12 protein-coding genes are annotated in these 15,578 nt (G+C 55.8%); 3 read left to right on the forward strand and 9 right to left on the reverse strand.

Annotated elements, in window-relative coordinates; genetic code table 11:
• Positions 1–11: 11 nt before the first annotated feature.
• On the forward strand, positions 12–1,067 hold the full coding sequence (locus QZ326_RS00680) for a hypothetical protein (protein WP_295740153.1): 1,056 nt from the start codon (positions 12–14) through the stop codon (positions 1,065–1,067).
• A 397-nt stretch (positions 1,068–1,464) separates the two neighbouring features.
• On the opposite strand, the gene QZ326_RS00685 is transcribed toward QZ326_RS00680, so the two are convergent.
• Positions 1,465–1,710, reverse strand: a complete 246-nt coding sequence (locus QZ326_RS00685) for a hypothetical protein (RefSeq protein WP_295740156.1) — start codon at positions 1,708–1,710, stop codon at positions 1,465–1,467.
• A gap of 93 nt (positions 1,711–1,803) precedes the next feature.
• Between QZ326_RS00685 and QZ326_RS00690 the strand changes: the two genes are divergently transcribed.
• Together QZ326_RS00690 and lepA are read left to right on the forward strand one after the other, a co-directional pair.
• Positions 1,804–2,013 (forward strand): helix-turn-helix domain-containing protein, encoded by a 210-nt coding sequence (locus tag QZ326_RS00690; RefSeq protein ID WP_295740159.1) that lies wholly within the window; start codon positions 1,804–1,806, stop codon positions 2,011–2,013.
• 357 nt (positions 2,014–2,370) lie between these two features.
• A complete protein-coding gene (gene lepA / locus QZ326_RS00695; RefSeq protein ID WP_295740162.1) occupies positions 2,371–4,176 on the forward strand; it encodes a translation elongation factor 4 in 1,806 nt (601 codons plus the stop codon).
• Between the two features lie 216 nt (positions 4,177–4,392).
• On the opposite strand, the gene QZ326_RS00700 is transcribed toward lepA, so the two are convergent.
• The 8 genes from QZ326_RS00700 to QZ326_RS00735 form a co-directional block, all read right to left on the reverse strand.
• Entirely contained in the window at positions 4,393–5,859 is a 1,467-nt protein-coding gene (locus QZ326_RS00700; RefSeq protein WP_295740165.1) for a hypothetical protein, read from the reverse strand.
• Positions 5,860–5,957: 98 nt separating this feature from the next.
• Positions 5,958–8,249 (reverse strand): PAS domain-containing protein, encoded by a 2,292-nt coding sequence (locus QZ326_RS00705; RefSeq protein WP_295740168.1) that lies wholly within the window; start codon positions 8,247–8,249, stop codon positions 5,958–5,960.
• A 263-nt stretch (positions 8,250–8,512) separates the two neighbouring features.
• Positions 8,513–9,523 (reverse strand): class I SAM-dependent methyltransferase, encoded by a 1,011-nt coding sequence (locus tag QZ326_RS00710; protein ID WP_295740171.1) that lies wholly within the window; start codon positions 9,521–9,523, stop codon positions 8,513–8,515.
• 89 nt (positions 9,524–9,612) lie between these two features.
• On the reverse strand, positions 9,613–10,743 hold the full coding sequence (gene rffA, locus QZ326_RS00715) for a dTDP-4-amino-4,6-dideoxygalactose transaminase (RefSeq protein ID WP_295740173.1): 1,131 nt from the start codon (positions 10,741–10,743) through the stop codon (positions 9,613–9,615).
• Complete coding sequence (gene rfbB / locus QZ326_RS00720; protein ID WP_295740176.1) at positions 10,740–11,801, reverse strand: dTDP-glucose 4,6-dehydratase; 1,062 nt, start codon at positions 11,799–11,801, stop codon at positions 10,740–10,742. The genes rffA and rfbB overlap by 4 nt, the downstream gene beginning before the upstream one ends.
• Positions 11,802–11,803: 2 nt before the next feature.
• Positions 11,804–12,670: a glucose-1-phosphate thymidylyltransferase RfbA gene (gene rfbA, locus QZ326_RS00725; RefSeq protein ID WP_295740179.1), complete on the reverse strand. Its 867-nt coding sequence runs from the start codon at positions 12,668–12,670 to the stop codon at positions 11,804–11,806.
• Positions 12,671–12,695: 25 nt separating this feature from the next.
• Positions 12,696–13,610 carry a GNAT family N-acetyltransferase gene (locus QZ326_RS00730; protein ID WP_295740182.1) on the reverse strand — a complete coding sequence of 305 codons (915 nt, stop codon included), beginning with the start codon at positions 13,608–13,610 and terminating at the stop codon, positions 12,696–12,698.
• Positions 13,611–13,629: 19 nt separating this feature from the next.
• On the reverse strand, positions 13,630–15,573 hold the full coding sequence (locus QZ326_RS00735) for a hypothetical protein (RefSeq protein WP_295740185.1): 1,944 nt from the start codon (positions 15,571–15,573) through the stop codon (positions 13,630–13,632).
• Between the last annotated feature and the right edge of the window lie 5 nt (positions 15,574–15,578).

The raw sequence follows: 15,578 nt of genomic DNA on the forward strand, positions 1-15,578 counted from the left end.
GAGGGACAGCCTTGAAAAATGCGAAACGGCGCTGGACGGCAGTCCTTCTGGCGGTGACGGTGGGCCTGCTGGCCCTGTGCGCCGCCGCGGTACGTCTGGTGGACCCCTTTTTCCACTACCACACCCCGGACCCGGAGGGAGAGGTCTGGTTTGACCAGCGGGCCCAGGGGGCGGGACTGCTGCGGAGCCAGGAGTATGAGACCATTTTACTGGGCTCGTCTCTGGCCGCCAACTACCGCCCCTTCTGGTTCGACGTGTTCTATGAGACCTCCACGGTGAAGGTCACCTTCCCCAACGGAGGCTTCCGGGAGTTCGGCCAGGCTCTGGACTATGCCAACACCTGTCAGGATGTGAAACGGGTCATCTTCGGTTTGGACCCCAACCTCCTCTCCCGCAGCCCGGCGGAGGAGCCGGACCAGCTGCCGGGGTATCTCTATGACGGCAATCCCTGGAACGACGGACAGTACCTTTTGAACAAGGACGCCCTGCTGCGCTCGGCCTACACTGTGCTGAAAAAAGTCCAGGGGGAGACCCAGACGCTTCAGGACGCCTTTGTGTGGGACGGGAACGTGTCCTTCAACCGTGAGGAGGCCCTGGGGGGCTATGGCCGGCCGGAGCGCCGGGAGGCGGCAAAGCCGGCGGACTGGTTCCGGGAGAACTACGTGGTCAACCTGCGGGAGGTGACCGGCTGGCTGGAAAAGTATCCGGATACGGAGTTTATCTTCTATTTCTCGCCGTACAGCATTCTCTTCTGGGATAAGACGGACCGCCTTGGGGAGACGGCGGCGGTGTTCGCCATGCTGGACGAGGTGACAGAGACCCTGCTGGGCTATGGCAACGCGGAGCTGCAATTTTTCATGGATGATCTGGAGGTCATCACCAATCTGGACAACTACGCAGATCACATCCATGTGGCGGGGCGGGTCACTTATCAGATGTCCAAGGCCATGAATACGGGGGAGTACCGCCTGACGGCGGAAAGCCGCCGGCAGAGGCTGGACGCGCTGCGGAAGTTTGTGGTAAACTATGATTATGAGGGCATCTTTGCCCCCGGTGAGGGGGAGTGACCGCGCCTCAGGCGCGGGGCGGAAATTATTCTTGCCCTGGCGGGCAGCGCGCGGGATTCAGCCATGATGATGGCTGGGCAGATGCACCCCCCATTTTCTCTTTTTCTGAGCGCAGAAAAAGAGAAAATCCTCCAGAGGGCCCTCTCGCCGCTTCGCGGCTCACCTTGGCGGGCCGTATACGGTCCACCGCCAGCTCTTGGCGGCTTTGCCGTTTAGGGATGCGGCGTCCCTCTTGCGGGGAAAAGAGAAAAAGACGCTTTTGGCACTCGCGGGAAATTTTCGCTTCAATTGAAGGGCGCCCGGCAGACTTGATGCATGGATGCATGGACTTCTTTCTCTTCCCGAGCTTCGCGCATAGCGGGTTTTGCTTGGGATGGCCTGTACTTCTGCCAGCTTGTCAATGGTAGAGCTCTTTTGCCAGCAAAAAGGCTTGGCGGGCCAGGGCCATTCTGCCTGCGGCGTCAAGTGCGGTCTGCCTTTCTTCGTAATCCCGAAACAGCTTTTTCTGTTCACAGGAAAGGGTTTTATGCAGCGCCTCTATGGCCTCCATCACCCGTTCCGATTGAATGAAATACTCCCATCCAAGATATTCCCGGTCGTGTTCTTCTAAATTCTCCAACAAAGCAGCAATATAGTCTTCCATGAATACCCCCCATAAAAACGCAATTGAAAATCTATGTTTATATACTTATAGTAACATATGTATCCACGCCTGTCAATAGAGAGTGAGGACATTATGACATTTCCAGAGCATCTTTTACTACTGAGAAGATCTCATGGTCTAAAGCAAATGGAGCTTGCGAAAAAAATCGGCCTCAGCTGGAAAGGCTATCAAAATTATGAGCTGGGCCTTCGGGAGCCTAAATTGTCAACGCTGATTGCGCTGGCGGATTTCTATGGTATTACCATAGACGATTTAGTCTGTCATGACCACCCCAACGAATAAGGAGTAAACGGGAGATATCTCCTTGTATGTGCCAGGCCATGCGCGAAGCGCGGGAAGAGATGCCGGAGGCCTTGCGTCCACGCGGTGTCAAACCGCGAATCACCAATCGGCGTGTAAGGTTCCCGCAAGCACCCAAAGCGCCTCTCTTTTCTCTTCCACCGTGCACGGCGCATTCTCTTTTCTCTGGCAAGACAGAGAAAAGAGAATGGGGGGTGCATCCCCAAGCCCGCCGGGGTCCGGCGGGCTGTCGTCCCCGGCCCGAGGCCGGACTCCTCCGTCCCGCCCCTGTGGGGCGGATTCCGCAGGAATACTATTTCCCCTGATACCCGCCGGGTATCAAAAAGGAGGTCTTTTGATATGGAAAAACAATCCAATATCCGAAATTTCAGCATCATCGCCCACATTGACCACGGCAAATCCACCCTGGCGGACCGCCTGCTGGAAAAATGTGACGCAGTCTCCCAGCGGGAGATGGAATCCCAGCTCCTGGACAACATGGACCTGGAAAAGGAGCGGGGTATCACCATCAAGGCCCGGGCCGTCCGGCTGAATTACACCGCCGCCGATGGGGAAGTCTACGAGCTGAACCTCATCGATACCCCGGGTCACGTGGACTTTAACTACGAGGTCTCCCGGTCCCTGGCCGCCTGCGAGGGGGCGGTGCTGGTGGTGGATTCCACCCAGGGCGTGGAGGCCCAGACCCTGGCCAATACCTACCTTGCCATGGAGCACGACCTGGAGATCCTCCCCGTTTTTAACAAGATCGACCTGCCCGCCGCCGACCCCGCCAAGGCCAAGCAGGAGGTAGAGGACATCATCGGCCTGCCCGCCCTGGATGCGCCGGAGATCTCCGCCAAGATGGGCGTCAATATCGACGCCGTGCTGGAGGACATCGTGAAAAACGTTCCGCCTCCCTCCGGAGATGTGAACGCGCCCCTAAAGGCCCTGATTTTCGACAGCCAGTACGACAGCTACCGGGGCGTCATCGTCTATATGCGCATTATGGAGGGCAGTGTCCGCACAGGCCAGACGGTGAAGATGATGGCCTCCGGCGCCAGCTACAGCATCGTGGAGTGCGGACACCTGCTGCCCCTGGGCCTGGAGCCCTGCGAAAAGCTGGAGGCCGGAGAGGTGGGCTACTTCACCGCCTCCATCAAAAATGTGAAGGACACCCGGGTGGGCGACACCGTGACAGATGCCGCCGCCCCCGCGGCGGAGGCGTTGCCGGGTTACCGCCCCGTTCAGCCCATGGTCTACTGCGGTATCTACACCGAGGACGGCTCCAAGTATCCCGACCTCCGGGACGCTCTGGAGAAGCTCCAGCTCAACGACGCCTCCCTTTCCTTTGAACCGGAGTCCTCCGTGGCCTTGGGCTTCGGTTTCCGGTGCGGTTTTCTGGGGATGCTCCACATGGAGGTCATTCAGGAGCGGCTGGAGCGGGAGTTTGACCTGGACCTGGTCACCACCCTTCCCTCGGTTATCTACAACGTCTACAAGTCCGACGGCTCCATGGTGGCGGTGGACAATCCCCACAACTATCCGGACCCCTCTGCCATTGAACACGCGGAGGAGCCCTATGTGAAGGTCTCCATTATCTCCCCCAACGAATATGTGGGCAATATCATGCCGTTGTGCCAGGAGCGCCGGGGAGAGTTCAAGGACATGCAGTACCTGGACACCAACCTGGTGGAGCTCCACTATCAGATGCCTTTAAACGAGATCATCTACGACTTCTTCGATACCCTCAAAGCCAATACCCGGGGATACGCCTCCCTGGATTACGAGCTCTCGGGCTACCGGCCCAGTGAGCTTGTGAAGGTGGATCTGCTCTTAAACGGTGACCAGGTGGACGCTCTCAGCTTCATTGCCCACAAGGACAAGGCCTATCCCCGGGCCCGGAAGCTCTGTGAGAAGCTCAAGGAGAACATCCCCCGTCAACTTTTCGAGGTGCCGGTCCAGGCGGCCATCGGCGGCCGGGTCATCGCCCGGGAGACGGTGAAGGCCATGCGCAAGGACGTGTTGGCCAAGTGTTACGGCGGCGACATCACCCGGAAGAAAAAGCTGCTGGAAAAGCAGAAGGAGGGCAAGAAAAAAATGCGCTCCCTGGGGTCCGTACAGATTCCAACAGAGGCATTTCTGGCCGTTCTCAAGCTGGACGAGTAATCATTTTAGGGCCGCCCTTTTCAAAGGGCGGTGGGGGTGCGGGGGCAAAGCCCCTGCGGTTTCGAGCAGGGCGGAAAAACGCACAGCCGAAGCCGCGCCGGATATTCCCCCAATTTCAACAGGTTGTAAGAAACTCCGTGGAAGGTTTGAACATGGGACCTTCCACGGAGTTTCCTTGACAGTAAATTTTCAAAAGGGAACATGCGTCTTAGGCTTTTATTCCTCCGCCTCCCAGGTTTTCCCCCAGTCCCGGGAGATCAGCCGGCAGTATTCCGTCCCATCGCCGGCGCCCCGGCGGAGGCTGATGGAAATCTCATCTCCGGAATGGGAGATGCTGTACGCCTGCCACCCATCCGGACTGTCCAGCGGGGAGAAGACCGCCCGCTCCCAGCTCTCCCCGCCGTCCCGGGTGGCGAACACGGGCACGCCGTCGAACCGCTCGATTCCCACCACGGCGTGGAGATTGTCAAAAAAGCCTGCCGCGCAGGGATACCGTCCCGCCTCCTCCAGCTTTGCCGCCTCCTGCCAGGTGGCACCGCCGTCATGGGTGCGGTAGACGTAATTGTCGGCGTTGGCTCCCACGCCGTGGCTGATGGACACCACCATCCACCCGTCCCGGACGGAGACCATCTCCATGAAGAGGTGGCTTGGCTCGATTCCCGTCCAGGTCTCCGTCTCGTTCCGCCCGGCCAGATCCTGCCCCGCCCATTCCCGGGGCGCAGGTACGGCGGGACCCAGAACGGTCCAGGGCCCCTCCGGCTCACCCTCCGGCACAATGTCCCGGCAGGCAGGAGCTCCGTTAATCAGGGTATACCGCTTTCCCGCCCAGGCCTCCAGGGGGATCAGATTTTCGGGGACATACAGCGTCAGCGAGTCCTCCGTCAGACGGAGATACCCCTCGATGTGCGTCTTCGGCCCGGGCTCGTTGATGACCGTCCAGCCTCCCGCCAGGATGCTCACTGGAAGCCCCTCCGCCCCCCAGCTCTTCAGGTCCCCTGCTGGCAGACCCAGGATGGGGAGATGGTCTGCCAGCAGGGACATCATCTCCACCTGGTACACGGTACTCTCCCGCAAAAAGGCGCAGGTGACGAACTGACCGCCGTGGTAATTCCAGAGCAGCTCCCTCACCCCGTCGCCGTCCACGTCCTGTTCCAGCACATCATTGGAGCAGTCCATCAGCAGGCGGGGCACGCCGGTTTCGTCAAAGACGTAGTAGTCGTAAGCGGTGTAGGCCATGCCCCGGGGAGCTTCAATACAAAAGCCGTTTTTCCCCAGCACATGGGAAAAGGCTGTCACGTCGTATCCTTGCTCATACCCGCTGGTCTCGGCGGCAAACCGCAGGAGCTTATCCCCCTGGTGGATGGCCCAGTATTTTTCGTACCTGTAGTCCGGGTTTGTCAGGCGGTCCGGGTGCCAATAGCATACCACCCGGGTGCCCCCCGGCAGCGTTTTATCACACAGCACCTCTCCCATGGTCTCCAGCCCCGCCGTGTCCGGTTCCATGGAGACCCAGGGCTCATAGGGCTCCAGATCCGCCAACGGGACGGTGAGCGCCGCCGCGTATTCCACGGTGTCGGGCTCCGCCGGAGCGTTGTCCGGCAGCGGGACTTCCGGCGCTTCCACCGGGGCGGCGCACCCGGCCAGCAGCAGCGCACAGCAGAGCAAAACCAAAAACCGGCTCATAAAAATCCCCCCTTTTCCCGCTATTATACACGGAAAAAGGGGAGATTTCTTTACAGGCCGGCAACAGGCCGGTTAAAATTCGGTAAAAAACGGTTACATTATGCGTCTTCCAGCGTCACCAGCAGCAGTCCTGTCTCCCGGTCCAGCCAGGACCAACGCATCCGCTTCTCCCGGGGTTCATCTGTGCCCAGGCTTCCGGTGTACTCGTAGACCTCCTCGGTTTCCAGCCGCTCCAGAGCAGTTTTCAGGCGGGCCGCCTGACGGAAGGCGGACCGCTTCCGGGAGGGGGCCTGACTGCCCAGGTACTGGGCGGACACGGTGCGGTAGGAGAGAGTTCCAGGCACCGCGTGTTCGCCGTACACCCGGCAGGTCCCCGTGGTGGCATCCACGGTGAGGACAAAGTCATAGTCACGCCGGGCCAGAGCATCCAGCAGGATGTCCCGCTGGCGCTGGGCGTCGGTATTGGTGATGGTGCAAAAGGCAGTGAACGCCAGCGTCTCCGGGTCCACCGCCATCTCCACGGCTGTGCGGGCCCACACGGTCCCGCTGCCGCCGCCCAGGGAGAAGCGGTGCTCCAGCTCCACATGGAACACGCCGCTCCGGAAGGCGTCCAACAGAGGCTGGCGGCGGAATTTTTCATCGAATGCCCGCCGCTGGGACTCGTCGGGCACATTGTCCCGCAGATGGCGGAGGCAGGCGTCCGCCGTGTTGCCGAACAGTACGCCGGAGAGATAGCGGCTGCTGGTCTTGGCGTCGGTGATGCGGTCGGCGGAGAGATCCAGGCGGATAAAGGCCAGTGTGCCGGGGGAGAGCTTCCTCTGCCTGGCCGCCAGAGCCTGGAAGCGCAGGGCGCAGGTCTTTCTCTGAGTCACGTCCTCTGCCTTGCCCAGGAGACGGCAGACATTTCCCGCGCTGTCCATCAGACTTGCCCAGGAGATGCGGCACCACCGCCAGCCCTGGCCGTCGTAGTCCGCCCGGTACTCCAGCGTCTCCGTGCCCGGGCGGGCCAGAAGGCGCCGGATCATGGCGGCCCGGCGTTCCCGGTCCTCCGGGTGGATGGCTTGGTCCTGATCCATATTGGACAGGTAGTTCTCCGTCACATGCTGAACGTAACGGCTGGAGCCGTCGTGCCGCTTGCTGCGGGCTGTGTCCTCCAAGGGATCGTAGTCAAAGCTCATCATCCGGGATTGGTCCAGAATCAGCTCACACAGCTGGGCCCGGAACCGCACCTCTTCTGAGGCCTCCCGTTCCTGGGTGATGTCAAAGCAGCCGGTGTAGATCAGCTCCGCGCCGTCCTCCAGGGTGTGCCAGACCGCGTCCAGGACCGCCCAGAGGATTCTGCCGCCCTTAGCCCGCAGGCGGCAGACGTGGCGCAGCGGCATCCCCTTCTCTCTGGCCGCCGCAGCGGCGGCGGTCAGCGACTCCCGGTCCCGAGGTAAGACCCGCCACAGGGGATTGTCCGCAAGGCGGCGCTTCAGCTCTGCCGTGGGATATCCCAGCAGCGGGGAGAGTCCCCCGCCCAGCCGGAGGGGATGGAGCGGTCCCCCAGGGGTCTCCCGCCGGAAAAGGCACAGCGCGGCGGGCATCCCGTCAAAGAGGAAGTCCAATTCCCTCTGCGCATCTGCCAGTTGATGTTGTGTATCCTCCAGCCGGGTCTGGGTTTGACGGGCCTGCTGGGCATCCAGCAAAACGGCGTAAAAGCTCACAACACCCTCCCTCCGGGAGAGCACCTCCGCCCGCAGCTCTACCCACAGCGGTTCTTGGCCGCACCGCGCGAGGCGGAAGCGGTGGGCGGTCTGGCGGTCCTCCCGGGCGGCGTCCAGCAGAGCCTGGAGAAGCTCCGAACGGTCCTCAGGTTCCACCAGCATATCAAAATCGGCGCAGCGGTCCAGCAGTTCCCGGCGGCTCCAGCCAGTAAGAGTGCACAGCCCCTGAGTAAAAGACAGACAGCGGCTCCCCGTCCGGCTCAGCTCCAGAGACAGCACCGTTCCCGGCAGGTTTTCCGCCAGAAAGCGGGTGTGCGACTTGGCGGCCTCCTCCTGCACAGACTCCAGAATACATGCGGCTATACCATATTGCGGCTGATAGCAGGTGACGCTGAGTTTCCGGTTCAGAGATGTGGTGTAGAGAAAGGAGGCCGCGGACCCGGAGAAGGCCACATCCCGCAGAGGTTCCAGTGTCTTCAGCGCCTCGGCGGGAAAAACATGGGTAAACCGCTGTCGATGCAGGTTCTCTGCTGCCAGGCCTAACAGGGCTGCCGCCGGACCGTTGATGAATTGGCAGACTATGTCCACCATCTTACCCTCTCCGTCGGTGACGACCTCCGCCAGCAGGAATGGAATGCGGCTGTCCCGAAAGGATTTTGAGAATTTGTCCAGACGCTTTGCCACAGCAGCGCCTCCTTGTCGAATGTTGTAGGTTCATTATACCGGAAACGGGCGGTTTCCACAAGGGGCGATCCCGCGGGGGGAAGTGCCCAGCCGGGTATTTTTATTATCCGCGGTTTTGGTTTTTCGGCTTTACAGGGACAGAGCCCGGTCCCTTCATAAAATCTGCGAAGGGAATGATCTCTTCCACTGGCAGGCCCAAGCGGCCAAAGGGAAAAGACGGCGGCCAAAGCCGCCGTCTTTTTGATTGGTTTTTCAAACAGGGACTAATGCGCTGTGTAGTTTTCAAGCGTGACATCGTAGGTGTGTAGCGGGAGTCCGCTTCCGGTCTGCGGACCGGTCAGGAGAGGAAAATCCTTTTTCGCCTTTTCCGGCAGATAAATGCCGCATATGTTGCGGTCTGTGACATAGACGTTTTCAAATTGATCCCCCAATGCGTCTCGAATCGCATAGAGAACCTGCGTATTATAGCACCCAAATGAATTTTTAGCGTCGTGCCAGATAACGATTGCATCCTCCTTTTTTATGGAGAAAATGTTCTTCGTATCGCTGTAAACGCCCTCATAGCTGTGATCTCCGTCTATGAAAAACAGGTCGATCTCCCTGGAGAGCTGGGAAAAATCAAAGGCTTTTGAGTCTGCGTAATAATGCGTTATTTTCGGGCTTTTGGTCAGCCGCTCTGAGTAATCCGGAATACCGTTCCACTTGCAGAAATTCCTCATAGAAAACTCCGAATCCAGCGGGGCTGTGATACTGTATAGTTTTTCGCAGCAGTCCGTCAATATATTGATGCTTTCGCCGATGTACGTCCCGATCTCTAAATATTCCTTGCAGTGAAACAGTTCCGCAACTTTTTTGATAAACATATAATCCAAGACACCGGAGCCGCCATACATAAACGTCAGCTCCCTGCAGGTGGTTTTCTCCGGATGCCGCTGGAAAAACGCTCCCAGGTCAATGGTCCTGGTTGTCTGTAATTCGTCCATTGTTTCAGGATAATATAGTTCGATGCCGCACCGGTAGGTATAGACCTTGGTCAGGTGATATTTCCGAATCTCCCGCAAAATCTCGTCTGCGTAAATGCTTGCCACAACCACCGCCATATCCCTGTGCTCAAGCAGTATTTCCGGACTGCACACCGCTTTGCCGCAGATCGCAGTTCCCCATTTCGCGGGGTTCTTTCCATCGATAAAACAGTAGACGTCATACGTCTGTGTCAAATAGTCGTACGCAAACCTTGCGGTATTTCCAGCACCGTAAATGATAATCTGTTCCATTTGTGTCCTCCCTTTGAACAATAAACAGAGAAATTGTCCGTCCCTATAGGGACGGACAGCGCGCCGGCGCGCTGTCAAACTATCCTGATTTACAAAAAAAATTCCTCTACAGTCCTGCTTACTTTTTCGGGCGCATCCTCCCAAAGTCCGAAAAACATTGGAAGCCGCAGGAGCCGTTCGCTCTCCCTGGTCGTATAGTGGTCGGCTCCGCTGAATATACCCCGCGCCAACCCGGCCGCAGAAGAATGCAGCGGCACGTAATGGAAAGCCGACCCAATTTCCCGTTCCTTCAAAAAGCGAATCAGCTCTGTTCTCTGCTCAATATCCCTTACTTTGATGTAAAACATATGCGCGTTGTGCCGGCATTCGTCCGGGACGATAGGGAGGTCGATCAAGCCGCGGTCCCGCAGGGGCAGCAGCGCCTCCCGATACGCGTTCCAGCTTTTCAGTCGGTTCTCGTTGATCTCATCTGCGATCTCCAGCTGTCCGCAGAGATATGCCGCGTTCAGCTCACTGGGAAGATAAGACGAGCCGATATCCACCCATGTGTATTTATCCACCTGTCCGCGGAGAAAACGGGAGCGGTTTGTCCCCTTTTCCCGCAGAATCTCCGCGCGTTCTGCCAGCTCCGGACGGTTGACGGCCAACGCTCCGCCCTCGCCCATACTGTAGTTTTTCGTCTCATGGAAGCTGTAGCATCCCAAGTCGCCGATTGTACCAAGTGCTTTTCCCTTGTAGCTGCTCATAACACCCTGGGCCGCGTCTTCCACAACCAGCAGATGATTTCGCCGTGCAATCTCCATAACCGCGTCCATCTCACATGCCACTCCGGCATAGTGAACGGGAACAATTACTTTCGTCTTTGGCGTAATGGCCGCTTCGATCAGCTGCTCGTCTATATTCATTGTGTCCGGCCGGATGTCCACAAAGACGATCTTCGCGCCCCGCAGCGCGAACGCGTTTGCCGTGGAGACAAAGGTGTAAGACGGCATGATGACTTCGTCTCCGGGCTGAATATCGCAGAGCAGCGCCGCCAGTTCCAGCGCGTGGGTGCAGGAGGTGGTCAGCAGGATCTTCCGGGCCTGAAAACGTTTTTCCATCCATGCGCAGCACTTTTTGGTGAACATGCCGTCTCCGCAGATCTTATTCTGCTCCTGGGCCGCCTGACGCATATACGCAAAGGACTTCTCCGCAACGGGCGGGCGATTGAATGGTATCATTTCGTTTCTTCCTCGATATACATGGTTTTGCAGTAGGCCTGAAACTCCTGGCCCGCCGTGGCCCTCAGCCATTTTTCGTTTTGGAGATACCACTGCACCGTGCGCTCCAGGCCCGCCGAAAAGGAATAGGACGGCGTCCACCCGGTATGGGCGTGAAGCTTTGTGTAATCCATTGCATAGCGGCGGTCATGGCCGGGCCGGTCTGCCACGAAGTGAATGAGGCTCTCGGGCCGGTCCAACAGGCGCAGAATCGTCCGGATCACCGTCAAGTTGCTCTCCTCCGTATCTCCGCCAATGTTATAGACCTCCCCGCATGTTCCGCTCTGTATGACACTGCACAGCGCGGAACAGTGATCCTCCACATACAGCCAGTTTCGCACCTGCTGGCCGTCTCCGTAAACAGGTATTTTTTGATTTTGGAGGCTGTTGTAAATGATCAGCGGAATCAGTTTTTCCGGAAATTGATAGGGACCAAAATTGTTGGAGCAGCGTGTGATGACAGCGGGAAAGCCGAATGTTTCATAATAGGCGCGCACAAACAAGTCGGCGCTTGCCTTGGAGGCCGCGTAGGGGCTGTTCGGCGAGATTGGCGAATCTTCGCGGAATTTTCCCTCCGCGCCCAAAGAGCCATACACCTCATCGGTAGACACCTGGATGAACCGGACGCCGGGCTTATAAGCCCGGCAGAGCTTGTCCTCAGGGGACAAGCTCCAATAGGTCCGTGCACATTCCAGCAGATTCTGCGTTCCCAGTACATTTGCCGATACAAAGATATCTGGCGAGAGGATGCTCCGGTCCACATGGGTCTCGGCAGCAAAATTGACGATCAGGTCGATCTCAAACTTGCGGAGCACATCGCGCACCTGCGCTGTGTCGGCAATATTGCCTTTTATAAAGGTATATCGCTCATCCTGCTCAATATCCCTTAAATTTTCCGGGTTTCCCGCATACGTGAGCGCATCAAAATTGATAATTTTGAAGTCGCTGTTTTTCAGCATATAGTGAATAAAGTTGGAGCCGATAAATCCCGCTCCTCCAGTTACCATGATGTGTTTCATGCTCATCCGCCTATCAATGATAAAATATACTTTCCGTAATCAGTGGATTTTGCCGCCTCGCCCAGCCGGCAGAGCTGCTCGGTGCTGATAAAGCCGCGCCTCCAGGCGATTTCCTCAATACAGGAGATATAAAACCCCTGCCGTGACTGAACCGCCTCCACATACTCCGATGCTTTCAGCATTCCCTCCGGCGTGCCTGTATCCAGCCATGCGATTCCGCGCCCAAAGAGCGTCGCCTTCAGCCGTCCCTGCCGCAGGTATTCCTGATTGACCGCCGTAATCTCCAGCTCGCCCCTGGGAGACGGCCGGACGTGTTTTGCGATCTCGGCGGCGGCGCCATCGTAAAAGTAGAGCCCTGGCACGGCGCAGTTCGACTTTGGATTTTCCGGCTTTTCCTCCAGGGACAAAACGCGGTTTTCGCTGTCAAACTCCACCACGCCGTACGCCTGGGGATTTTTGACTGGGTAGCCAAATATGACCGCGCCGTCCAGACCGTCTCTGGCACTTTGCAGCACAGACGTCAGGCTGTGGCCATAGAAGATGTTGTCCCCCAGAATGAGGCAGGTCTGCCCGCCGCCGATAAACGGCTCGCCGATCAGCAGGCTCTGGGCCAGCCCCTGGGGTTTCTCCTGCGGGGCGTACTGAATGTTGACGCCCAGCCGGGAGCCGTCCCCCAGCAGCTGCTGGTAGAGGGGGAGGGCCTGCGGCGTCGAAATCAGCAGGATATCCCGCAGGCCCATCAGCAGCGGGATGGACAGGGGATAGTAGATCATCGGCTTGTCGTAGATCGGCAGGAGCTGCTTGGATATGACGGTGGTCATGGGGTAAAGCCGGGTCCCCAGACCGCCGGCCAGTATAATTGCTTTCATAGCTCCCTCCTGTCCCTATGCCCTTTTATCGGTTATCCAGGTGCATATTATAAATTGAGCGAAATGGGGTAAAACCCAAAGAGTGCCATGCTCTTTGCACAATATAATTATCAAATTGTGTGCTTGTAACAAATATTTTTCCTGCGGCCTGTGCATATTGGCTCATGGCGCATATTACTCTTTTATAAATACCAAGACCCCGCGTGTTTTCATTCACGCAGGCGAGGGTGGCTTCAACTCCCACATCATCTTCGCTGATCGTACAATATCCCGCGATTTTGTGATTATAGCATGCAACTGTCACTGTAGGGCCATCAGATTTTGATAAGGTATTTTCCACCCACTGGCTGTATATTTTAGCCGCATCAGAGTCTGTAACCGGAGAAATGTGGTATTGTCCCTGATATCGTCTGAAAGATTTGAGCGCCATTGACATCAGTGTTTCTTTATTTTCTGCAATAAATGATTGATCCGGAAATAATATTTCAATGTCCTGATTAATTTCCGGTAAAATCGGATTCCCCAATAATGTTTCTTCAACAATTCCGCCGCAAAACATCAAATTTGTAAAATCATGGTTAATCGCTCGGATTAAATCGACGATGTGAGCTGGTACACGCATGGTATAATATCCTTTTTGGGCCGCGATATGTTCTTTCAGGGATACACATAATTTGTGCATAATTTCTTCCTGACTTTGACTGTGGAGAGTGTCAATTTTACTAAAGACAAATTTTACAACATAGCATGAAAAGTGGTACAGCGATGTCAATGGCTGATTCAGGGTAATGGTATATCCATATACTTCACCATTTCGAAAAATCGTCTTTGTATAGGTGTCATGTTCCTGCAAAATTTTTTCCCGCAGAGACTCATATGAGTTTTCCGCGTAACATTTTGCCAAAAGCGTATTTTGATCAAAATATGCGGCCTCGCTCATTCTGTGTACCCCCTGAATATTATTCAATAGAAATTTTAGGAGACGATTTCCCCTTTATACGTCTTTCCAATGTATCAATCATATTTTTCCATGCCTGGTTCTGGCATCTTTCAAAAGATAAAACACGTTTCCGAAACTTATCCCGTTCTCCGGCGTAAAAAATCGGATTCCGCTTCATCTCCAGTACATAGGCCATCACCTGCTCCGCTGTTCCGTCTATCATATTTTCCAGGCCAATGACCGCCGCCTGATCGCTGGCTGTCCGCGCCATTGCAATTGGAATGTAGTGCATCGCCCAGCAGATACTGGTTCCGCCGCCCTGACGCTGCGGATTTAGATACACGCTGCAAATTTGATAGAGCGCAGGCAGATCATTTTCATAGAGAATATATCGAATTTTGTGTTCATTCAGCAAGTTTTGATAGTTTTCAGACAGGTATTCGCTTTCGCTCCCCACGACCAGCCATTTCATATCCGGACACCTATTCAGTGTGCTGCACACCACGTCGATAAAGTCTTTCGACATTTCCGTATTTAACCGGCCGCCAACCGTAACAGCTACAAAGTCATCGTTTGCCAGAGAATATTTTTCCCGGCTGTAGACAGCCTGCGGTTCCGGAGCACAAACACATGTTGACAGCTCCAAGGCCTGTTTGGGATCTATGGAGTGATAGACGCTGTTTATCTTGATAAAGACATTCCATTCTATTGCGGCAAAATACGTAAAAAATGAGCACGACTGATACCCGCGCATGGGTAAAAACAGCGTTGTAAAATGCTGGCTGTATATATACGACAAGATGGAGAAGTCGTCCGACATATCGACGATCAAATCCGGGGAGAAGGCCGCCAGTTTATCCAGCTGCGCCTGCATTTTTTCCTGAAGATCAACGATATCCGTATATTCCACCTGAATGGCCGGGCCATAGGCCTCTTTGTGAAAATCTTCAAATTCCTTTGACCCGCTGTATGCCACATTGATGACAGGGCGGAACACGGGCGTGTCCACCGGTATATAAGTGTATACATCCAGCGGCATCACCATGACCTCATAGCCCAGGCCGGCCAATATTCTGCCGGTCTGAATTGAAACCTGTGTGGGAGAGGCCTTCTCCCCAAACAGCATATGGTTGAGAATACAGATTTTCCGGATTTTTCCGTCCGCTCTTTTCCTGATTTTATCTGTCTGCATGTGAAAATCATACATGCCGCACAGCTTTTTCAGGAAGTTCCGGCGCAGATTGTAAAACTCAGGAAACAGATATTCCGCGTGCAGAAAGCACATGGTGGACGTATCGTTAAACAATCCCTGCAAAAACTGCCGCAGCTCCGGCTGGTCAATCTCCAATATGCACTCCAAGAGCCGCTTCATCAGCGCCGCGTCAAAAATATCCGCCAAATACAGAATGTGCAGGAATACAATATTTTCCAATGGGGATAAGCGGCGAGAAGTCTCCCAAAAGCTGGGAAGCAAAGCCTCCCAATCGGCCTTTTTCAATTTCAGCGCCTGAACCAGCGGTTCAAAGTACAGGAGGTTTCCAAAACGGCGGGATATAAATTCCCCAATTTCCTGCTGGACCACAGGGGGATTGGAAATAAAGTCCTCCGCCGCGACGCCGGTGACCGGTCCCAGATATGTATACGGCGCCACGATCTTTTTCTCATCCACTCCGCTGTCCCGAATAATTTGACAGACCTCCGCTCCCATGACCTGGCTCATGACGGTGATGACGATCTTATCAAACGCCTCGGGCGAAATCGTTTTCAGCTGATCCGGCCGGAAGACGGGCACTTCAACATCCGTCAGCCTGTCCGCGTTGCGGTCTACAAAGCCGAAAATTTGAAATTGCGGCTGTGTCTTCAGGAATTCATAAATATCCCTGCCGTTTTTTCCTCTCGCATACAGAAGGATTTTGTCTCCGGCCTGAAAATACCGCAGAAGATAAGAAAAATTCGGCATCAAAATCT

It is taken from the genome of uncultured Oscillibacter sp. (genome assembly GCF_910587525.1).
Lineage (GTDB): Bacteria > Bacillota > Clostridia > Oscillospirales > Oscillospiraceae > Oscillibacter.